Annotated in this window: 18 protein-coding genes and 1 riboswitch; of the genes, 11 read left to right on the forward strand and 7 right to left on the reverse strand. The window is 62.4% G+C overall.

What is annotated here, in order from left to right; all coding sequences use genetic code 11:
• Both ligB and ACK59Z_RS22045 read left to right on the forward strand, forming a co-directional pair.
• On the forward strand, nt 1-1,363 hold a 1,363-nt coding region (ligB, locus tag ACK59Z_RS22040; RefSeq protein ID WP_409293665.1), incomplete at its 5' end, for an NAD-dependent DNA ligase LigB.
• Nucleotides 1,364-1,495: 132 nt separating this feature from the next.
• Complete coding sequence (locus ACK59Z_RS22045) at nt 1,496-1,888, forward strand: DUF1090 domain-containing protein (protein ID WP_003249372.1); 393 nt, start codon at nt 1,496-1,498, stop codon at nt 1,886-1,888.
• Between the two features lie 185 nt (nt 1,889-2,073).
• Here ACK59Z_RS22045 and ACK59Z_RS22050 read toward each other — a convergent pair whose 3' ends face one another.
• Nucleotides 2,074-2,532: a cytochrome c gene (locus ACK59Z_RS22050; protein ID WP_003249371.1), complete on the reverse strand. Its 459-nt coding sequence runs from the start codon at nt 2,530-2,532 to the stop codon at nt 2,074-2,076.
• 119 nt (nt 2,533-2,651) lie between these two features.
• Between ACK59Z_RS22050 and ACK59Z_RS22055 the strand changes: the two genes are divergently transcribed.
• Nucleotides 2,652-3,803, forward strand: a complete 1,152-nt coding sequence (locus ACK59Z_RS22055; RefSeq protein ID WP_108190278.1) for a murein transglycosylase A — start codon at nt 2,652-2,654, stop codon at nt 3,801-3,803.
• A gap of 111 nt (nt 3,804-3,914) precedes the next feature.
• On the opposite strand, the gene ACK59Z_RS22060 is transcribed toward ACK59Z_RS22055, so the two are convergent.
• Both ACK59Z_RS22060 and ACK59Z_RS22065 read right to left on the reverse strand, forming a co-directional pair.
• Nucleotides 3,915-4,301: an MAPEG family protein gene (locus ACK59Z_RS22060; protein ID WP_016501953.1), complete on the reverse strand. Its 387-nt coding sequence runs from the start codon at nt 4,299-4,301 to the stop codon at nt 3,915-3,917.
• Between the two features lie 26 nt (nt 4,302-4,327).
• Nucleotides 4,328-5,161 carry a DMT family transporter gene (locus ACK59Z_RS22065; RefSeq protein ID WP_010955545.1) on the reverse strand — a complete coding sequence of 278 codons (834 nt, stop codon included), beginning with the start codon at nt 5,159-5,161 and terminating at the stop codon, nt 4,328-4,330.
• Nucleotides 5,162-5,443: 282 nt separating this feature from the next.
• Here ACK59Z_RS22065 and ACK59Z_RS22070 point away from each other — a divergent pair, with 282 nt between their 5' ends.
• Entirely contained in the window at nt 5,444-6,679 is a 1,236-nt protein-coding gene (locus tag ACK59Z_RS22070; protein ID WP_012053901.1) for a sodium:proton antiporter, read from the forward strand.
• Nucleotides 6,680-6,791: 112 nt separating this feature from the next.
• Here the strand turns inward: ACK59Z_RS22070 and ACK59Z_RS22075 are convergent, their stop codons facing one another.
• On the reverse strand, nt 6,792-7,193 hold the full coding sequence (locus ACK59Z_RS22075; protein ID WP_003249362.1) for an acyl-CoA thioesterase: 402 nt from the start codon (nt 7,191-7,193) through the stop codon (nt 6,792-6,794).
• 178 nt (nt 7,194-7,371) lie between these two features.
• Nucleotides 7,372-7,468, forward strand: a riboswitch (S-adenosyl-L-homocysteine riboswitch).
• Nucleotides 7,469-7,488: 20 nt separating this feature from the next.
• On the opposite strand from ACK59Z_RS22075, the gene ahcY reads away from it, so the two are divergent.
• The 5 genes from ahcY (at nt 7,489) to ACK59Z_RS22100 (ending at nt 14,101) form a co-directional block, all read left to right on the forward strand.
• Complete coding sequence (gene ahcY, locus ACK59Z_RS22080; protein WP_003249358.1) at nt 7,489-8,898, forward strand: adenosylhomocysteinase; 1,410 nt, start codon at nt 7,489-7,491, stop codon at nt 8,896-8,898.
• A 166-nt stretch (nt 8,899-9,064) separates the two neighbouring features.
• Nucleotides 9,065-9,910, forward strand: a complete 846-nt coding sequence (gene metF / locus ACK59Z_RS22085) for a methylenetetrahydrofolate reductase [NAD(P)H] (RefSeq protein ID WP_019752645.1) — start codon at nt 9,065-9,067, stop codon at nt 9,908-9,910.
• Between the two features lie 93 nt (nt 9,911-10,003).
• Entirely contained in the window at nt 10,004-11,080 is a 1,077-nt protein-coding gene (locus ACK59Z_RS22090; RefSeq protein ID WP_003249356.1) for a hypothetical protein, read from the forward strand.
• Between the two features lie 124 nt (nt 11,081-11,204).
• Complete coding sequence (locus ACK59Z_RS22095; protein WP_239606890.1) at nt 11,205-11,993, forward strand: ABC transporter substrate-binding protein; 789 nt, start codon at nt 11,205-11,207, stop codon at nt 11,991-11,993.
• Nucleotides 11,994-12,211: 218 nt separating this feature from the next.
• Entirely contained in the window at nt 12,212-14,101 is a 1,890-nt protein-coding gene (locus ACK59Z_RS22100; protein WP_409293666.1) for a DEAD/DEAH box helicase, read from the forward strand.
• Between the two features lie 140 nt (nt 14,102-14,241).
• Here ACK59Z_RS22100 and ACK59Z_RS22105 read toward each other — a convergent pair whose 3' ends face one another.
• The 3 genes from ACK59Z_RS22105 to ACK59Z_RS22115 form a co-directional block, all read right to left on the reverse strand.
• Entirely contained in the window at nt 14,242-14,820 is a 579-nt protein-coding gene (locus tag ACK59Z_RS22105) for a YceI family protein (protein WP_003249350.1), read from the reverse strand.
• A 32-nt stretch (nt 14,821-14,852) separates the two neighbouring features.
• Nucleotides 14,853-15,404 (reverse strand): cytochrome b, encoded by a 552-nt coding sequence (locus ACK59Z_RS22110; RefSeq protein WP_003249347.1) that lies wholly within the window; start codon nt 15,402-15,404, stop codon nt 14,853-14,855.
• A 199-nt stretch (nt 15,405-15,603) separates the two neighbouring features.
• Nucleotides 15,604-17,541, reverse strand: coding sequence for a flavin monoamine oxidase family protein (locus tag ACK59Z_RS22115; protein ID WP_409293667.1), 1,938 nt, complete (start codon nt 17,539-17,541; stop codon nt 15,604-15,606).
• 209 nt (nt 17,542-17,750) lie between these two features.
• Between ACK59Z_RS22115 and ACK59Z_RS22120 the strand changes: the two genes are divergently transcribed.
• Nucleotides 17,751-18,242, forward strand: a complete 492-nt coding sequence (locus ACK59Z_RS22120) for a hypothetical protein (RefSeq protein ID WP_003249344.1) — start codon at nt 17,751-17,753, stop codon at nt 18,240-18,242.
• A 79-nt stretch (nt 18,243-18,321) separates the two neighbouring features.
• Nucleotides 18,322-19,728, forward strand: coding sequence for an adenosylmethionine--8-amino-7-oxononanoate transaminase (locus ACK59Z_RS22125; RefSeq protein WP_409293668.1), 1,407 nt, complete (start codon nt 18,322-18,324; stop codon nt 19,726-19,728).
• Nucleotides 19,729-19,825: the final 97 nt, after the last annotated feature.

Genomic DNA, 19,825 nt, shown 5'->3' on the forward strand with positions numbered 1-19,825 from the left:
GATGGCCGGCAAGAGCGGCGTGTGGGTACAGCCCAAGGTCGACGGCGTAGCCGTTTCCCTCACCTACCAACAGGGCCGATTGGTGCAGCTGACCAGCCGGGGGGACGGTGTACACGGCCATGACTGGAGCCGACACATCCCGCAACTCGACGCTGTCACTCGGCAGTTGCCTGAGGCGCTCGACCTGCACTTGCAAGGTGAGCTGTATCTGCGCCTGAACGATCATGTGCAAGCCAAGGCAGGCAGCGCCAACGCCCGGGGTACCGTGGCCGGGCTGCTCGCACGCAAGCAACTGACTGGCGCACAAGGCAACGCTATCGGCCTGTTCGTGTGGGGCTGGCCGCACGGCCCCGAGCAACAGGCCGAACGCCTCGCCCAGCTGGCACGGCTGGGGTTTCCGGACAGCCAGCTTTACAGCATCGCCATCGACACGCTGGAGGATGCAGCACACTGGCGCGAGCACTGGTATCGCTCTGCTCTGCCCTTCGCCACCGACGGTGTGATCCTGCGCCAGGGCAGCCGACCACCTGCCGAGCGCTGGCAGGCCAAGGCGCCCTACTGGATCGCGGCCTGGAAGTATCCCTATGCACAAGCCTTGGCCGAAGTACGCGACGTGCGCTTTCGGGTTGGCCGCACCGGCAGGGTCACGCCCGTGTTGCACTTGCTGCCGGTAACCCTGGACGACCGACGGATTACCCAGGTAAGCCTGGGTTCGCTGGCGCGCTGGCACACCCTCGACATCCGCCCCGGCGACCAGGTGGCCATCAGCCTGGCCGGGCTGACCATTCCACGCCTGGAGCAAGTGGTGCATCGCACGGTCGAACGCCAGGCGGTCGCCGCGCCTGCGCCCGACCGCTATCATGCCCACAGCTGCTGGCAAGCCAGCGAGGGCTGTGATGAGCAGTTCATCGCCCGCCTCACCTGGCTTGGCGGTAAACAGGGCCTGGCTTTGCCCCGCACCGGGCCCGGCACATGGCGTCGGCTGGTCGAAGCTGGCCTGGTAACGTCCATGACCGATTGGCTGCAGCTCGATGCCGAGCGCCTGCAGCAGGCCCCCGGCATCAGCAGACTCACCGCGGCACACCTGCTGGGCAGTTTCGACGAAGCCCGCTCACGCCCCTTCGATCAATGGCTGCGCGCCCTTGGCGTGCCCATTGGCAAGCATTTGCCACTGGCTGGCGACTGGCAGGCGCTGGCTTCACGCAGTGCCGGGCAATGGCAAACCGTGCCCGGCATCGGCGCAAAACGCTCGCGCCAACTTGTGGAATTTTTCGCGGCCTCCGAGGTGCAAGCCATTGCCGCACAGTTGGCCGAAGCCGGCATAGAAGGTTTCCGGACCCCACCCCAGCGCATTGAGCAATGATTTTTTACCAAATAGTGCGTAGGAAAAACCCGAGACTCCGGCAGAAAACCTCATCAAGGGTTTCTAAATGGGCAAAACCAAGGCAGGATTTCCCCCAACTTTTGCTGCCCCGCCCCGTTAGGGAGGCTTTTCATGAAACGTATTTCGACTCTTTTCCTGCTCGCAACACTGGGCCTGGCCGCGGGTACTGCTCAGGCTGCCCAGCCGGATGCCGGCCTGACCGGTTGTGCCGCCAAGCGCAGCGCCATCGAAAACCAGCTGAAAATTGCCCGTGACCACGGTAACAGCGACCAGGTTGCAGGGCTGGAGGAAGCCCTGCGCGGTGTGGACAACTGCACCGACGCCAGCCTGCGCAAGGAACGTGAGCAGAAGGTGCTCGATGCGCGTCACGAAGTGGCGCAGCGGGAAAAGGACTTGAAGAAGGCAGAGAAGAAAGGCGACGCCGAGAAGATCAACAAGCGCAAGGACAAGCTGGCCGAGTCGCGTAAAGAGCTGCAGGAAGCGGTCGACGATCTCGACCGCTAAGGCATCTGGCCGGCAAGCCTGGTCTTTGTGGGAGCGGCCTTGTGTCGCGATAGGGCCGCGCGACGGCTCCAGCTATGCATGCATTTTTGCTGAAATCCTGGGGCCGCTGAGCGGCCCTATCGCGACACAAGGCCGCTCCCACAGGAATTTGTACAAGCCCCGAAGGTTTGCGCAAGCACAGCCATTCAATGATTACGAAATTCGCTATGACAGGCCTTGCACGCAGCCTCGACCTTGTCCATCGGTGCCTTCAGTTGCGCAGCATCCAGTGGCTGATTGCGGGTGGCATCAACCAGTTCGCCGGTGACGCCTTCAAGCTGCCGAGCCAGGTCATGAAACCGCGCCTGGCGCTCCCACACGTCGGCGCGGGCGGCGCTGTCACCACCATCGCGCGCCTGTGGAAAATGCTGCCACGGCTGATGCGACAGGCTGTCCAGCTTCAGCGCACCGTCGGCAAACTTTACCCCGTCGAACGGCAACCGGCCACGCAGCATGCCCCCCAGGTCTTCGCTGGTCTTGAGCATGTCCTTGAAGATCACCTTGCGTTTACCCAGCGGCGAGTTCGGGTCAACCCGGTCACACCCCGTCAAAGCCCCTACCAGGGCAAGGGCAGCCAGCAGAACAACGGTCAATCGCTTCAACATCACGCTCACTTCGGCCTACGCAAATGGGCGGCCAGTATCGCTGCCACGGGGCCAAACACCAATAGCCACATAAAAGACAGGGGCGAACCTTCATGTTCGCTCATGACAGGAATGCACACATGAAATCTGCCCTGCGCCACCTGGCCTGGACACTGCCGGTGCTGGCTTTGCTGGCCGGCTGCAACGGCGGCGAGAGCGCCAAGCCCGAGCCCCACGCTGTCGCCACCTATGCCCCGGCCACTTGGAAAGACTTGCCGGCCGTCAGCGATGAAGACCTGCTGGCAGGCTTTTATGCATGGCGCAACGGCTGCGAAAAACTCAAGCGCGACCCGGTGTGGGCCGCCACCTGCGAAGCGGCCGGCAGCGCCACAGCCAGCGCCGCCCAAGTGCGAACCTTCCTTGAACAGAACCTGCAGGTGTACGGCCTGCGCTCTGCAGAGAACAATGCCAACGGCCTGATTACCGGCTACTACGAGCCGGTCTACTCAGGCAGCCTGAGCCAATCGGCAACCAACCATGTGGCGGTCTACGGCATCCCTGATGACATGATCGTGGTCGACCTGGCCAGCGTGTACCCCGAACTGAAGGGCAAACGCCTGCGCGGCCGTCTGGAGGGTCGGGTGCTCAAGCCCTACGACACGGCCGAAGTCATCAACCGTAACGGCGTCAAGGCACCGGTGCTGGCCTGGCTGACCGACCCGATGGACCTGCAATTCCTGCAGATCCAGGGTTCTGGCCGGGTGCAACTGGAAGACGGCCGTCAACTGCGCCTGGGCTACGCCGACCAGAACGGCCACCCCTATCGGCCGATCGGCCGCTGGCTGGTGGAGCAGGGTCAGCTGAAAAAAGAAGACGTGAGCATGGGCGCCATTCATGCCTGGGCCCAGGCCAACCCACAGCGCGTACCAGAGCTGCTGGCCAGCAACCCCAGCTACGTATTCTTCAGCACCCGCCCGGACAGCAACGAAGGCCCGCGCGGCTCGTTGAACGTACCGCTGACAGCGGGCTACAGCGTGGCCATCGACCGCAAGGTGATTCCGCTGGGCAGCCTGTTGTGGCTTTCCACCACGCGCCCGGACGGCTCGCCAGTGGTGCGCCCGGTGGGTGCGCAGGACACTGGTGGCGCGATTGCGGGTGAAGTGCGTGCCGACCTGTTCTGGGGCACCGGGCCGGAAGCCGGCGAGCTGGCGGGGAACATGAAGCAGCAGGGGCAGATCTGGATGCTCTGGCCTAAAGGCCAGCCGCTACCTGAGGTACCTAAGGTACCTTGATCGGGGGTGGATTCTTCGCGGGCTTGCCCGCTCCCACAGGTACACCACAGCCCTTGAATACTGTGGTGTACCTGTGGGAGCGGGCAAGCCCGCGAAGAAGGCAACGCGGTTTCAGATGGAAACCACGAAGAACGACACGATAATTGCCAACCCGGCAAACCACACCAGCGAGCGCAAGGCCGCCCAATCGGCCAGGTAGCAGATGATGTAAAGCAAGCGGCTGGTGATGTACATCACCCCCAGCACATCCTGCGTCACCTGCTCGGCATTACCGACGATATCCGCCACCAGCACCGCTGCCGCAAACGCAGGGAATGCCTCGTAGCCATTCTGCTGCGCCGCATGGGCACGCCGTGGCAAGCCCGACAAGGTATCAAGGAAGGCTCGCGGGTCGTGATTGTCCTTGAGGCCGAACCGGCCGCTGGCCACCTTGGCGATCAAGGCACAAAGCGGGTTAAGCAGCAGCGCGATCAGGATGCACCACAGGGCAACGGTCATGCTCAGACTCCTTGTTCGATAATGGGTTAGAGCTTCATCACCAGCATGCCTGCCAGGACCAGCCCGCAAGCTAGGAGTCTCGGCCCGCCAAAAGGTTCTTTGAGGTAGCGCATACCCAGCAGCACCACCAGGATCACGCTCAATTCCCGCAGTGCCGCCGCTTCGGCCACAGACCCCAGGTGCATGGCCCACAGCACCAGGGCATAGCTGAACAATACGCAGAACCCTACCGCCAACCCAAGGCGCCATTGGGTTCGCCAGAACAGTACGAATGGCGCCCGCCGCGCTACGCTCGCCAACAACGGGAATTGCCAGGCGCTGAGCAGGGTCAGCCAGACCAGGTAATCCCACGGTTTGCCCCACAGGCGCACGGCCTGGCCGTCGAACCAGGTGTAGCAACCAATGCACAGGCCAATCAAGGCAACCACCGGCAGCATCGACCATGGTAGCCGGTCACCGCCGCCGCCCTGCCACAACAGACAGGCCATGCCACAGGGGATCAACAGGATACCGATGATCTGCTGCTGGCTCAGCGATTCCCCTGCAAAGGCCAGGGTCAGCCCCAGCACCACCAACGGCGACAGCCCGCGCATCAGAGGATAGACCAGCCCCAGGTCGCCCACGCGGTAGGCCTTGATCAGCAGATAGCGGTACAACTGCTCAGCCAGTGCCGAGGCTACCAACCAGGGCCAGATTTCAGCAGGCGGAACATCGACGAAGGGCACCGCCAGCACCGCGAAGGCCAGCGCTACCGTGTCCATGCTGGCAATTACCAGCAAGCGCTCGCCACTGAATTTGATCAAGGTATTCCAGGTTGCATGCAGCAGGGCGGCAACCAGCACCAGAGATGTTGCCAACACGCCTTCTTATCCTTATGGCTTTTCATGGCTGTGAATATATAGCGTTCAGGGGGGCTTTGTGGGAGCGGGCATGCCCGCGAAGAATGCAACTCGGTGTATGGCACCGGCTTTGCCGGTGTTCGCGGGCACGCCCGCTCCCACAGGGTAACCAGTGCAGACTGTCACGGGAACGATTTGGACTAATTCGGTCAAACCCTGTGCCCCGAACCCCGTGCCAGGTCATCAAAGAACTGCCCGAGTCACTCGGGTAACGACTTGGAAGCCACTGTTACAGGATTCGGGATGCTTGAATTAGTTGCCGCGTTTATCTGCCTCACCACACTTCTGACCTATGTGAACTACCGTTTCATCGGCCTGCCCCCCGCCATCGGCGTGATGGTTACGGCGCTGCTGTTTTCCCTGATGTTGCAGGGCCTGAGCCTTATCGGCTTCCCTGGCCTGGAAGAACGCGTCGAAGGGCTGATGAACCAGATCGACTTCAACGACCTGCTCATGCACTGGATGCTGGCGTTCCTGCTGTTTGCCGGCGCCCTGCACGTCAACCTCAGCGACCTGCGCAGCTACCGCTGGCCGATCGGCCTGCTGGCCACCTTGGGCGTGCTGATCGCCACCGTGGTCATCGGCTACCTGGCGCATTGGGTGTTTGCCCTGTTCGGCTGGCAGGTTCCCCTGATCTACTGCCTGCTGTTCGGTGCACTGATCTCACCAACCGACCCGATTGCCGTGCTTGGCGCGCTGCGTACTGCCAATGCGCCCAAACCGCTTAAAACCACCATCGTCGGCGAGTCACTGTTCAACGACGGCACGGCAGTCGTGGTATTCACCGTGTTGCTGGGCATCATCCAGCTGGGTGAAACACCGAGCATGACCGACACGGCGATCCTGTTCGCCCGCGAGGCCATTGGCGGCGTGGTGTTCGGTGGCCTGATCGGCTACGCCACCTACCGGATGATCAAGAGTGTCGAGCAGTACCAGGTGGAAGTCATGCTGACCCTGGCGTTGGTCATCGGTGGTTCGGCGATGTGCTACGAACTGCATGTGTCGGCACCGATCGCCATGGTGGTGGCTGGCCTGATCATCGGCAACCTGGGGCGCAACCTGGCGATGAATGACATGACCCGCCGTTACATGGACGGTTTCTGGGAACTGATCGACGACATGCTCAATGCGCTGCTGTTCGCATTGATCGGCCTGGAGCTGTTGCTGCTGCCGTTCAACTGGATGCACCTGGCGGCCGGCGGCGTGCTGGCGCTGGCAGTGCTGCTGTCGCGCCTGCTGACGGTGGCCCCGGCGATCGTGCTGCTGCGGCGCTGGCGCCCGGTGCCCAAAGGCACGGTGCGGGTGCTGACCTGGGGTGGCCTGCGTGGTGGCGTGTCGGTGGCACTTGCACTGTCGCTACCGCTGGGCGAGGAACGGGACCTGCTGCTGTCGATCACCTACATCGTGGTGTTGTCGTCGATTCTGGTGCAGGGGTTGAGCATTGGGCGCGTGGTGCGCAAGGTCAGCGCCCAGCCTTGAGAATGCCGGGGCCGCTTTGCGGCCCATTCGCGGGTAAACCCGCTCCTACAGGTTTGCGTACCCCTGGAGGAGCGGGTTCACCCGCGAAGAGGCCGGCACAGGCAACCAGAATCTATTCGACTGCCGAATCCGGGAACTGGTCCTGCACATACTTGATCTCGGTGCGCCCATGGGCTGCCGGCAAGCCATCCTCACCCAGGTTGACGAACACCATCTTGTCGACTGTCAGAATGCTCTTGCGGGTGATCTTGTTACGCACTTCGCACTTGAGGGTGATCGAGGTGCGGCCGAACGCGGTAGCGGTGATGCCCAGCTCGATGATGTCACCCTGACGCGAAGCACTGACGAAGTTGATTTCCGACATGTACTTGGTCACCACACGCTGGTTGCCCAGCTGGACGATGGCGTAGATCGCCGCCTCTTCATCGATCCAGCGCAACAGGCTGCCACCGAACAGGGTGCCATTGGGGTTGAGGTCTTCGGGTTTAACCCACTTGCGGGTGTGAAAGTTCATCTGTACTCCTGACCTGCTTGGCTAACGTGTAGCAATGATGGCAGAGCGGCTGCCTTCGCTCCATTGAACATCGACTATCGTCGCGATTAATCGACGGAAAACCTTGGGCAAGCCGGCGGGGGCAGCTATAATCTGCGCCGTTTTACATGGTTGCCCACAGCGGTGCCATGCCCGCCACCTGTCCGAGGGGCGCTGCAGCAGGCTAGGCCTGTCAGGCTCGGATGGGGCGTTGCTCGCTCCCGCGAGCGCTTAACGCACAACGGCGCCCATTCGCACATTACGAATGGAGGCTCTCATGAGCGCTGCAAACATGCCTGCTGGTTTTACCGATTACAAAGTCGCCGACATCTCCCTGGCCGCCTGGGGCCGTCGCGAAACCATCATTGCCGAATCGGAAATGCCTGCGCTGATGGGCCTGCGTCGCAAGTACCTGGCCGAGCAACCGCTCAAGGGTGCGAAGATCCTGGGCTGCATCCACATGACCATCCAGACCGCCGTGCTGATCGAAACCCTGGTTGCCCTGGGTGCCGAAGTGCGCTGGTCGTCCTGCAACATCTTCTCGACTCAAGACCAGGCCGCCGCTTCGATCGCCGCCGCCGGCATCCCGGTGTTCGCCTGGAAAGGTGAAACCGAAGAAGAGTACGAGTGGTGCCTGGAGCAGACCATCCTGAAAGATGGCCAGCCATGGGACGCCAACATGATCCTCGACGACGGTGGTGACCTGACCGAACTGCTGCACAAGAAGTACCCGCAGGTACTGGACCGTGTGCACGGCGTGACCGAAGAGACCACCACCGGCGTACACCGCCTGCTGGACATGCTGGCCAAGGGCGAGCTGAAAGTCCCGGCGATCAACGTCAACGACTCGGTCACCAAGAGCAAGAACGACAACAAGTACGGCTGCCGTCACAGCCTGAACGATGCCATCAAGCGTGGTACCGACCACCTGCTGTCGGGCAAGCAGGCCCTGGTGATCGGCTACGGTGACGTGGGCAAGGGCTCGGCCCAGTCCCTGCGTCAGGAAGGCATGATCGTCAAGGTCTCCGAAGTTGACCCAATCTGCGCCATGCAGGCCTGCATGGACGGCTTCGAGCTGGTCTCGCCGTTCATCGACGGTATCAACGACGGCACCGAAGCCAGCATCGACAAGGCTCTGCTGGGCAAGATCGACCTGATCGTGACCACCACCGGTAACGTCAACGTCTGCGACGCCAACATGCTCAAGGCCCTGAAAAAGCGTGCCGTAGTCTGCAACATCGGCCACTTCGACAACGAGATCGACACCGCCTTCATGCGCAAGAACTGGGCCTGGGAAGAGGTCAAGCCGCAGGTTCACAAGATCCACCGTACCGGCGCTGGCAGCTTCGACCCGCAGAACGACGACTACCTGATCCTGCTGGCCGAAGGCCGCCTGGTCAACCTGGGCAACGCCACTGGCCACCCAAGCCGCATCATGGACGGCTCGTTCGCCAACCAGGTTCTGGCACAGATCTTCTTGTTCGAGCAGAAGTTCGCTGACCTGTCGGCCGAAAAGAAAGCCGAGCGCCTGACCGTTGAAGTACTGCCGAAGAAACTCGACGAAGAAGTGGCCCTGGAAATGGTCCGCGGCTTCGGCGGCGTGGTCACCCAGCTGACCAAGCAGCAAGCCGACTACATTGGCGTGACCGTCGAAGGCCCGTTCAAGCCGCACGCCTACCGCTACTAAGCGGCAAGCTTGAAGCTGCAAGTGGCAAGCAAAGGCATACCGTGCCGTTGCCACTTGCAGCTCCAGAAACACAGATCTTGAACGACGCCCAAGCCAGACCGGCCATCACCGATCTGGCTTTTACTTGCAGCTTGCCGTTAGACGCTTGTTGCCAGAGGAACGCCTGATGTCACAAGAACGCCGCTACAGTTTCGAGTTCTTCCCGACCAAGACCGACGCCGGTCACGAAAAGCTGATGGGCGTCGCCCGCCAGCTGGCCACCTATAACCCGGACTTCTTCTCCTGCACCTACGGTGCCGGTGGCTCGACCCGCGACCGCACGCTCAATACCGTGCTGCAGCTGGAAAGCGAAGTGAAGATACCTGCCGCGCCGCACCTGTCGTGCGTGGGCGACACCAAGGCCGAATTGCGCGCCCTGTTGGCCGAGTACAAGGCCGCCGGCATCAAACGCATCGTCGCCCTGCGCGGCGACCTGCCGTCGGGCATGGGCATGGCGAGTGGTGAACTGCGCTACGCTAGCGACCTGGTGGAGTTCATCCGCCAGGAAACCGGTGATCACTTCCACCTGGAAGTGGCTGCCTACCCGGAAATGCACCCGCAGGCGCGCAACTTCGAGGCGGACCTGGCCAACTTTGTGCACAAGGTCAAGGCCGGTGCCGACAGCGCCATCACCCAGTACTTCTTCAACGCCGACAGCTACTTCTACTTCGTCGAGCGTGCACAGAAGCTGGGCGTGGACATTCCGGTGGTACCGGGCATCATGCCGATCACCAACTACAGTAAGCTGGCCCGCTTCTCCGATGCCTGTGGTGCCGAGATCCCGCGCTGGATCCGCAAGCAGCTGGAAGCCTATGCCGACGACACCGCCAGCATCCAGGCCTTTGGCGAAGAAGTGATTACCCGCATGTGCGAACAGCTGTTGCAAGGCGGCGCGCCGGGCCTGCACTTCTATACCTTGAACCAGGCTGAACCGAGCCTGGCGATCTGGAACAACCTGAAACTGCCGCGCTGAAATCTTTTGGCAAAGTCTGTTTAAGAAATGATTAAGGCTTTGGTCATAGACTAAAGCCTTATTCAATTTCGGGTTAAACAGGTCTCGCCTGCCATGCAGCACCCCCAACCTTCGCGCCCACAGCTTGTTTACCTGGCTTTTGGCTCGGCAACCTACCATCAGGAAGCCTGCTTCAGCATCGTCAGCGCCCTCGCCCAGTTGGGCAGCGCAGCCGGCGAGGCCATGGACATCCAGGTTTACACCGACAATGCGCAGCCCTACGCCAAGCTGCCCGTCACCGTCCACCTGCTGGACGAGGCCACGCGCCAGGCATGGAATGCCCCGCACGGTTATCACTTTCGCAGCAAGCATGTGCTGTTGCGCCAGGTACTGCAGCAACACCCGCTGGCAGTACTGATCGATACAGACACCTTCTTCCGCACTTCACCGTTGCACCTGTTCGCCCGTGTGGCGCCCAACCGCCTGTTGTGCAACGCCATCGGCACGCGCTACGGCGCTGACCAGAAGTGCCTGTTGTACAAAAACCTGCTGACCCTTCTCGAGTCCCGGGGACTGGCCGACTGCCAGATGCCGCTCGTCAATTCCGGCGTTATCGGCCTCACTGCCGAGGACTGCGGCACCCTGGACCGCTCCATCGCCATGATGGACGAATTCTACCCCTTGGCTCGCGAGGCCTATACCCTTGAGGAGTTCTGCCTGGCAGTGGCGGCCTACCGCAACCTGGAGCTGGCCGAGTGTACCGATGTCATCCATCACTACTGGAGCCGGAAGGCGCAGTTCCGCGCCAAGATCCAGGCCTGGCTGCGCAAGCACGACCACGACCCACTCAGCCCTGCGGCCCTGGCCGACGTTGCGCGGGTCAACGACCAACTGCCGCGGCCACCCACCCTGCACCGTCTGGGCTACAAGGCGCTGAGCCTGACCCTGCCCAGCCACGAGCGCCAGTTCGCCCGCGAATTGCTCTATGGCTGCTACCCCTACCCCAATGAGTTTGATCGCGCCTGCGCGTCCGCCTGGTGGGACAAGGCCCTGGAAAACCTCAATGACCGCTACGGCTACATGGAGCCCGAGCGGCTGCGTCAGTGCCTGCGCCATCCGGGGCTACGGCTATCGCTGGGCGAGCGGCGCAAGGATATCGAGGCGCACCTGCTGCGAACCACTCAAGCCTGATGTGCCCGCGAAGAGGGCAACCCGATCGTTGCTACCGGCTTCGCCGGTGTTCGCGGGCACGCCCGCTCCCACAACGATCGTGCATGCCTTTACCGTACACCGGCCGAGCGCGTAATCTCCGGCCATGCCACATATCGCCCGTCTGTTCTGGACCCTCCTGCTCGTTTGCCTGAGCCCGTTGGCTCTGGGCGAACGCTTGCGCCTGGTAACCGACGATTGGGCACCTTATGTGTTTCAGCACAACGGCCAACCGCGCGGCATCGACTACGAAGTCGCCAGCCAGGTCTTCGCACGCCTCGGCGTCGAGGTGGAGTGGCAATTCCTGCCTTGGAAGCGCTGCTTGGCGATGGCTGAACAGGGCCTGGCCGATGGCATTCTCGACATCTTCCAGACGGACGCGCGCCAACCCTACATGGTGTATGGCTCCGAACCCATGTCGGAAGTCGAATTCGTCCTGTTCCAAAGCCGCTCGCGCCGCCATGCCGTCACCCACCTGGACGATCTCGCCGGCCTCACCGTCGGCACATCACCCGGCTACGCCTACGGTAAAGCGTTCACCGAGGCCCCGCACTTCAAGCGCGAAGCCGCACCCACCCACGAAGCCAACTTCGGCAAGCTGGTGCTGGGCCGTATCGACCTGGCGATCACCGACCGCAGGGTCGGGCATTACCTGCTCCGCCAGCTCGGCCTGCAACAGCAAGTCGAAGAACTGCCGCTGGTGGTCAGCCGCCAGGCGCAGTATTTGGGCCTGGTGCGCAAGCCTGGGCGCGAGGCACTGGCCGTGGCCTTTGCCGAAGAGCTGCAGCGGTTCAAGCAGGAACCGGCCTACGCAGCGATCAGCAACCGCTATACAAGCGACACTGGAAATATTCTCAACGCCGTTGAGCAGCAGGAAAGCAGCACAGCGCGATAGCTCTGTTATACTCGGGCCTTCCCGCCCGGCTCACGCCCGGACGCTCGGCCTCGCAACAGGCATCCCGATCGGCACCGACGCCCCTTCGCGTCCAGCCTCCGTTTCCCGGATGTGCAGTGAAAGCCCAGCTGGACCGGACGCGATCGCATTTCACCGATGCCCGTCGCGCCAGGCAGAACATCCCAACGGGCCCAGCCCACACGAGAACAGGATCGCCCATGTCCTTTGCTTCCCTCGGTCTCTCCGAGGCTCTTGTCCGCGCTATCGAGGCTGCGGGCTACACCCAGCCGACCCCCGTGCAACAGCGGGCCATTCCCGCCGTGTTGCAAGGCCGCGACCTGATGGTTGCCGCACAGACAGGTACGGGTAAAACCGGCGGCTTCGCCCTGCCGATTCTCGAGCGCCTGTTCCCGGCCGGCCATCCCGACAAATCGCAGCGCCATGGCCCGCGCCAGCCTCGCGTACTGGTCCTGACACCGACCCGCGAACTGGCAGCCCAGGTGCATGACAGTTTCAAAGTCTATGCCCGTGACCTGCCACTGGTCAGCGCCTGCATCTTCGGCGGCGTTGGCATGAACCCGCAGATCCAGGCCATTGCCAAAGGCGTTGATGTGCTGGTCGCCTGTCCAGGCCGCCTGCTCGACCTGGCCGGGCAAGGCAAGGTCGACCTGGCCCACGTGGAAATCCTGGTACTTGATGAAGCCGATCGCATGCTCGACATGGGTTTCATCCACGACGTCAAGAAGGTGCTCGCCCGCCTGCCGGCCAAGCGGCAGAACCTGCTGTTCTCGGCCACCTTCTCCAAGGACATCACCGACCTCGCCGACAAGCTCCTGCACAACCCGGAGCGTATCGAGGTCACCCCGCCGAACACCACCGTCGAGCGTATCGAGCAGCGGGTGTACCGGCTGCCTGCCAGCCACAAGCGTGCCCTGCTGGCGCACCTGATCACCTTGGGCGCCTGGGAACAGGTGTTGGTGTTCACCCGAACCAAGCACGGTGCCAACCGCCTGGCCGAGTACCTGGAGAAGCAAGGTCTGACCGCCGCCGCGATCCACGGCAACAAGAGCCAGAACGCCCGCACCAAGGCTTTGGCCGATTTCAAGGCCAACAGCGTGCGCGTACTGGTCGCCACCGACATCGCTGCCCGCGGCCTGGACATCGACCAGTTGCCCCACGTTGTCAACTTCGAGCTGCCGAATGTCGAGGAAGACTACGTCCACCGCATTGGCCGTACCGGCCGTGCCGGTCGTTCGGGCGAAGCTATTTCCCTGGTCGCGCCAGATGAAGAAAAGCTGCTCAAGAGCATCGAGCGGGTGACCAAGCAGCGCATCGCGGATGGCGACCTGATGGGCTTCGACGCCAGCCAGGTCGAAGCCGAGAAGCCTGAAACACGCGAGCGCCCGCAAAACAACGGCCGCGGTGGCCGCAACCAGCAAGCCCGTGGCGAAGGTGCCAAAGACAGCAACGGCGGCCGCAAGGACAAAGGCAAGGACAAAGGCAAAGCCAGGCAGCAAGCTGCGGCCAAGCCGGACGACAAGGAAAAGAGCGGCGACAAGCAGCAGCCGCGCAAGCCGCGTGACAAGAAGCCACGCCCACAGCAGGCCAGCAATAACGGCGTGCCGAAACCGCCAGCAGACCGCGACCCGGAAGAGTTCCTGGACGACGAAGTCGATAACTTCGGTAACCGCGCCGACTATGTCAGTCCGTACCAGGGCAAGAACCAGGGCCGCAACCGCCGCCCAGGTGCTGCCGGCCAAGGTCAGGGGCAAGGCAATGGTCAACGCAGCAACGCTGGCGGCCAAGGCCAAGCCCGCAATGGCGGCCAGCCACGCAGTGGTGGCAGTGCCGGCGGAGAGAAACGCCCGCCCCGTGCCAATAACGGTGGTGGTGCCCGTCGTGATGGCGGCGGTGGCCGTGGTCGCCCTGCGCGTGACGATGCTGCCCGGCAAGAGCCGGCCGTGCGCAACCCGCGTCAGCCGGAAAAACAGCCAGTGATCATTCGCAAGGAGTCCAAACTGGACCGTTTCCCGACGCCTGAGCAACTGGATGACCTGCCAAGCCGCCCACGCGGTGAGCGCCCGGCGCTGCTGACCCGCAAGGGCTGATAGAAGTACCGAGGGGGCTGCTTGGCAGCCCTATCACGACACAAGGCCGCTCCTGCAGAGATCAAGAAATTCTCTGCGGGAGCGGCCTTGTGTCGTGATAGGGCCGCAAAGCGGCCCCCTCGGTCTTCAGCTAGCAGAAATTACTTCTGCTTCACACCTTCAACACTGATATCCAGGTCCAGGGTCTGCGAAGTAGCGCCTGGGCCTTTGATGCCGAAGTCGTTCAGGTTCAGCGTTGTGGTGGCGTTGAAGCCTGCGCGCTCACCACCCCATGGGTCCTTGCCTTCACCGTTGAAGGTAGCTTTGAACGTCACCGGTTTGGTGACACCGTGCATGGTCAGGTCGCCAGTCACGTCAGCAGTCTTGTCGCCAGTCGACTTGACGCTGGTGGAGACGAATTTGGCGTCCGGGTACTTCTTCACGTCGAGGAAGTCAGCGCTGGCGATGTGCTTGTCACGCTCGGCGTGGTTCGACCACAGGCTGGCAGTTTTCAAGTCGACGCTAATCTTGCTGGCTTCAGGCTTGGCACTGTCCCAGCTGAAGTTGCCGTCGAAATCCTTGAAAGTACCGTGGATGAAGCTGTAGCCCAGGTGGCTGATTTTCCAGTCAACGAACGCGTGCTGGCCTTCCTTGTCGATCTTGTACTCGGCAGCCATGGCCTGGCCAGCAGAGAGCAGAGCGGTACCGAGCGCCAGAGCGGCAAAAGTCTTTTTCAACATCCTGTTCCTTCCTGTGTAATTGAGGTTGAGAGTCAAGCTTTGCGGCCCAGCATGCGAGTCAGGGTCGCGTCACGGTCGATGAAATGATGCTTGAGCGCGGCAAGGGCATGCAGCACGGCAAAAATCACCAGCCCCCAAGCCAGCCACAAATGAACCACACCCGCCACATCTGCCTGGTCAGGCAGGTCGCTGATCAGTGCCGGCACTTCGAACAGGCCAAACACCGGAATGCCGACGCCGTCGGCGGTGGAAATCAGGTAACCGGCAGCCATCACCGCAAACAGACCAAGGTACAGGGCCAGGTGGCCCAGCTTGGCCGCCAGGCGTGTGATTGCGCCGTGGTTGGTGGGTGCCGGTGGTGGCGGGCTGATGAAACGCCAGACTACCCGCAGCAGCATCACCGCCAGCAGCACCAGGCCGATGCTCTTGTGCAGGTCCGGGCCAGCTTTGCGCCATGGGCTGTAGTAGTCGAGGCCGACCATCCACAGGCCCAGGCCGAACAGGCCGAAGACTGCGAGTGCTACGCCCCAGTGCAGGATGATGCTGACCACGCCGTAGCGAGAAGGTGAATTGCGCAGTTGCATGTTGCGTGTTTCCCCGTGAAAGCTATGCACAGACTAACGCGTAACGTATCGAAGAAAAGCGGAAAAAATTGCTTTGGATTATCGAGGAATCCGATATTTATTCTGTTAGCTGACCATTAAGAAAACATTAACGATAGTCGGAGAGTTCGGGCTGCAGTGTCGGCCCTTAGGCTGCGAACAGGCCGACACTGTCGATCGATCAGCCCGCCTTGGCCTGGGTATTGGTTACAGCCTTCTTCGCAGGCTCCGACTTGGCTGTCGCCTTCTTCGTCTCGGCAGGCTTGTGGGCTGGCTTGTGCGCGGGCGCATGCTTGGCGGGAGCGGCTTTGGTTGCCGCAGGCTTGGCGGCCGCTTCCTTGGCTACAGGCGCAGGCGCGGCAGGAGCCGGAGCCGCCTGTGGAGCGGGCGCAGGCGCGGCAGGAGCCGGAGCCGCCTGTGGAGCGGGCGCAGGCGCGGCAGGAGCCGGAGCCGCCTGTGGAGCGGGCGCAGGTGCAGGCGCCACTTCCTCAGCCTTGGCTATTGGCTCAGCCTTCACCTCTGGCGTTTCCGCCCCGCCAAACAGGCGCTTGAAGAAGCCTGGCTTGTCCTGCTTGGCCTCTTCGGCCTGCTTAGGTTCAGCTTTGGCCGGCGCCTTGTCAGCTTTGTCGCCCTTGTCGGACGAACCGCCGAACATATTGGAGAAGAATCCGCCCTTGCTCTCCTTGGCGGCCACCGCACCTGCCGCCGCCGCAACCGGCAGCGCCTTGGCCGGGTCGAACGACTTGCCTGCCAACAGGTCCTGTGCCTGGCTGGCCGCACGCTGGCCACTGCGCAGGGCGCCTTCCAGAGTGCCCGGATACAGGGCATCCGTGTGCTCACCGGCAAAGGTAATGCGCTGCACCGGACGTTCCCACAGGCGCCAGTATTTGCTGATCTGCCCCGGGCCGTAGGCCAGGTAGGCACCACCCGTGCCAGCGTCCGCGCTGTATCGCTTGACCTCGTAACCGGTGAAAGCACCACGGGCCTGTGGGTAGAACGCATGCAGACGGATCAACACCTGGTCGACCATCTGCTTTTCACCAAACGCCTGCAGCAGGCGAGCGTTATCGCCGGACAGGTTGATCACCACATTGGCACCACCCTTGAGCGCCGGTTCGACCCACAGCATGCCGAGGCCGGCGTTACTGAAGATTTCGCCCGACATGCGTGCGCGGCTTTCCCATACGGGTTTCTTGAACTTGAGCATGATCTGGTCGCGCCAACCATAGTTGGTGCCCTTGAGCGCCGCCAGGTGTTGGCTGTCCAGGCCAGGGGTCATCTGAATCTTGGCCAGCGCGCGCAGGGGCACAGCCATGACCAGATAATCCGCCTTGTAGCCGACGCTGCCGACTTTTACCGTGACACCATCCTTGTCCTGGACAATGGCGGTAACCGGCGAGCTGGTCTTGATGGTTTTCAACTGCTTGACGAAAGCCTGGGCCAGCACCGGGCTGCCACCGGGCAGGCGCGCGGCCCGCAGGTCGCGGTCGCTGACGCCGCGGTACACGCGGTTCTGCTGGGCGAAGTACAGCAGCGACAGGCGCGACGGTTCATCGTAGCGGGTGCGGATCTGCTGATTGATCAACTGACGGGCGGTGGCCGGCAGTTGCAGTTTGTCCAGCCAGGTGGAGACGTTGATCTGGTCAAGGGCGAACAGCGTGCTGGTTGCCTGCGGGTTCAGCGGGTCATCGATCGAACGGGCCAGGTCATCAAGGGTTTTCTCGTAACGCTTGAGCGCCTCAGCAGTGGCCGGTTGCTTGGTGGCCAGGTCGCTGGCGCTGAAGTATTCGCCGTCAATCAAGTAACCCGGGGTACGCACGAACTCGGGCGCCGGCAGTGTTTCAAGTTTGAAACGGTCGAGGTACTGGTTGAGCACCGGCTGTGCCTTGGCGTTGCCGATCCACTCGCTGGTGGCCAGGCCCGAACGCCCACCCATGCCCGCCTTGGCCTCCAGCAGGGTCACCTGCCAGCCTTTGTTCTGCAGCTCGTAGGCTGCCGTCAGGCCTGCCAGGCCACCCCCCACGACAATCGCCGTGGGCGTCTTGTCTTTTGCCAGCGCAGCGCCGCTGGACACACCAATCAATACCAACGCGCACAGGCGCACCCAAGCAGCAGCCATGTCGGCGAACTCCGAGTCAGAGGTTACAGAAACGGGGAGAGGCAGGAATGCCCCGGGAAGATGCGTTAAGAATACGTCAGGTCCGGTCACCCTGCCAGCGCAGTGACATCAAGTCCTTTTGGCAACTGACATTTTTGCCAGTAGCCACGTCACAGGGTGGTAGGCGAAGCTGGCGAAGATGGCCAAAAGCCCGCCAGGGGGGGCTGCGCATGATCTTCGAGGAGCGTTTCAACCAAGTGGAGCGGCAGCTTCTGTTACACAGGCAGACACTTCGCACAGCCTCAGGCCTGAGCTTCCACGCCAGCAGCACGTCCTGGATCGGCTTTCACGAAGCCTTCAAGGGCGAGGACGGTACCGAGCTGGTCATTGGTGAGCACAGCGAAATTTCGATTGCGTTCGCTCAAGAGGTCGAGTCCCTGCGGCTGGAATACTACGTAGTCAGCGACTTTCTGAGCGAAGACCTGCACATGTTGTTCGATGCCGAGAACATCGACTATGACCTGGTTGCGCCATCCCCTCGCATTTTTTACTGGCTCACCCTCGAAGGTAGCGGCTTCCGGGACGCTCGCCCGGGCCCGATCGCTACACACCCCTACTACCAAGTGATTGACGGCCCCTTTCGGCGCCTGACCATCTCCACCTCGCACGCCGGCACCGTGCATATCCGCAAGCTGGAATGGACCGGCACCCACCGCCATTGAACGGCAGCGGTTGTCCTGCCCTGCGGCATTGCTTAGGCTTACGCGGTCGAACCACGCCGCAAAGCCAGGAGAAGTGCCCATGGGCCTCAATGATCAGTGGATGCAACGCGACCTCAAGGTCCTGTGGCACCCCTGTACCCAGATGAAAGACCACGAGCAGCTGCCGCTGATCCCGATCAAGCGCGGCGAAGGCGTGTGGCTGGAGGACTTCGAGGGCAAACGCTATCTGGATGCGGTGAGCAGTTGGTGGGTCAACGTCTTCGGCCATGCCAACCCGCGCATCAACCAGCGCATCAAGGACCAGGTCGACCAGCTCGAGCACGTGATCCTGGCCGGTTTCAGTCATCAGCCAGTGATCGAGCTGTCCGAGCGCCTGGTCGCCATGACCCCGGCCGGTCTCGACCGAGTGTTCTATGCCGACAATGGCTCGTCGTGCATCGAGGTGGCGCTGAAGATGAGCTTCCACTACTGGCAGAACATCGGCAAACCGGACAAGAAGCGCTTCGTCACCCTGACCAACAGCTATCACGGCGAAACCATTGCCGCCATGTCGGTGGGTGATGTGCCGCTGTTCACCGAAACCTACAAGGCGCTGCTGCTCGACACACTCAAGGTGCCAAGCCCTGACTGCTACCTGCGCCCCGAGGGCATGAGCTGGGAAGAGCACTCGCGCACCATGTTCCAGGCCATGGAGCAGACCCTGGCTGAACACCACGCCTCGATCAGCGCCGTGATCGTCGAGCCGCTGATACAGGGTGCCGGTGGCATGCGCATGTACCACCCGGTGTATCTCAAGTTGTTGCGCGAGGCCTGCGACCGCTACGACGTGCATCTGATCCATGACGAGATCGCCGTGGGCTTCGGCCGCACCGGCACGATGTTCGCCTGCGAGCAAGCCGGCATCCGCCCGGATTTCCTGTGCCTGTCCAAGGCCCTGACCGGCGGCTACCTGCCGCTGGCCGCCTGCCTGACCACCGACAAGGTGTACCAGGCGTTCTACGACGACTACCCGACACTGCGCGCGTTCCTGCACTCGCACAGCTACACCGGCAACCCGCTGGCGTGCGCTGCAGCGCTGGCGACCCTGGATATCTTCGAGCAGGACAACGTGATCGAGGCCAACAAGGCCCTGGCCACGCGCATGGCCACAGCCACTGCACATTTGGCCGATCATGTTCATGTTGCCGAAATACGCCAGACTGGCATGGCCCTGGCCATCGAAATGGTTCAAGACAAGGCAGGCAAGGTTGCCTACCCCTGGCAGGAGCGCCGTGGCCTGAAGGTGTTCGAGCACGCCCTGACCCGCGGCGCCCTGCTGCGACCGCTGGGCAGCGTGGTGTATTTCCTGCCGCCTTACGTGATCACCCCCGAGCAGATCGACTTCCTTGCCGAAGTGGCCAGCGAAGGCATCGATATCGCCACCCGCGACAGCATCAGTGTCGCAGTGCCGGCCAACTTCCACCCCGACTTCCGCGACCCGGGCTAGGCCCGGCAATTCGCCACACCACTTTTCCTGTGGGAGCGGGCGAGCCCGCGAACAAGGGCGAAGCCCTTGCCAGGCACCGCGGCGCCTGATTCGCGGG

The organism is Pseudomonas sp. KCJK9058 (assembly GCF_046230975.1).
Classification (GTDB): Bacteria; Pseudomonadota; Gammaproteobacteria; order Pseudomonadales; family Pseudomonadaceae; genus Aquipseudomonas; species Aquipseudomonas alloputida.

What these genes read in the sequence shown, in the direction of transcription:
- ACK59Z_RS22045 (WP_003249372.1), top strand. Translation starts at nt 1,496, where the DNA reads ATGAAACGTATTTCGACTCTTTTCCTGCTCGCAACACTGGGCCTGGCC.
- ACK59Z_RS22050 (WP_003249371.1), bottom strand. Translation starts at nt 2,532, where the DNA reads ATGTTGAAGCGATTGACCGTTGTTCTGCTGGCTGCCCTTGCCCTGGTA.
- ACK59Z_RS22055 (WP_108190278.1), top strand. Translation starts at nt 2,652, where the DNA reads ATGAAATCTGCCCTGCGCCACCTGGCCTGGACACTGCCGGTGCTGGCT.
- ACK59Z_RS22060 (WP_016501953.1), bottom strand. Translation starts at nt 4,301, where the DNA reads ATGACCGTTGCCCTGTGGTGCATCCTGATCGCGCTGCTGCTTAACCCG.
- ACK59Z_RS22070 (WP_012053901.1), top strand. Translation starts at nt 5,444, where the DNA reads ATGCTTGAATTAGTTGCCGCGTTTATCTGCCTCACCACACTTCTGACC.
- ACK59Z_RS22075 (WP_003249362.1), bottom strand. Translation starts at nt 7,193, where the DNA reads ATGAACTTTCACACCCGCAAGTGGGTTAAACCCGAAGACCTCAACCCC.
- ahcY (WP_003249358.1), top strand. Translation starts at nt 7,489, where the DNA reads ATGAGCGCTGCAAACATGCCTGCTGGTTTTACCGATTACAAAGTCGCC.
- metF (WP_019752645.1), top strand. Translation starts at nt 9,065, where the DNA reads ATGTCACAAGAACGCCGCTACAGTTTCGAGTTCTTCCCGACCAAGACC.
- ACK59Z_RS22090 (WP_003249356.1), top strand. Translation starts at nt 10,004, where the DNA reads ATGCAGCACCCCCAACCTTCGCGCCCACAGCTTGTTTACCTGGCTTTT.
- ACK59Z_RS22095 (WP_239606890.1), top strand. Translation starts at nt 11,205, where the DNA reads ATGCCACATATCGCCCGTCTGTTCTGGACCCTCCTGCTCGTTTGCCTG.
- ACK59Z_RS22100 (WP_409293666.1), top strand. Translation starts at nt 12,212, where the DNA reads ATGTCCTTTGCTTCCCTCGGTCTCTCCGAGGCTCTTGTCCGCGCTATC.
- ACK59Z_RS22105 (WP_003249350.1), bottom strand. Translation starts at nt 14,820, where the DNA reads ATGTTGAAAAAGACTTTTGCCGCTCTGGCGCTCGGTACCGCTCTGCTC.
- ACK59Z_RS22110 (WP_003249347.1), bottom strand. Translation starts at nt 15,404, where the DNA reads ATGCAACTGCGCAATTCACCTTCTCGCTACGGCGTGGTCAGCATCATC.
- ACK59Z_RS22115 (WP_409293667.1), bottom strand. Translation starts at nt 17,541, where the DNA reads ATGGCTGCTGCTTGGGTGCGCCTGTGCGCGTTGGTATTGATTGGTGTG.
- ACK59Z_RS22120 (WP_003249344.1), top strand. Translation starts at nt 17,751, where the DNA reads ATGATCTTCGAGGAGCGTTTCAACCAAGTGGAGCGGCAGCTTCTGTTA.
- ACK59Z_RS22125 (WP_409293668.1), top strand. Translation starts at nt 18,322, where the DNA reads ATGGGCCTCAATGATCAGTGGATGCAACGCGACCTCAAGGTCCTGTGG.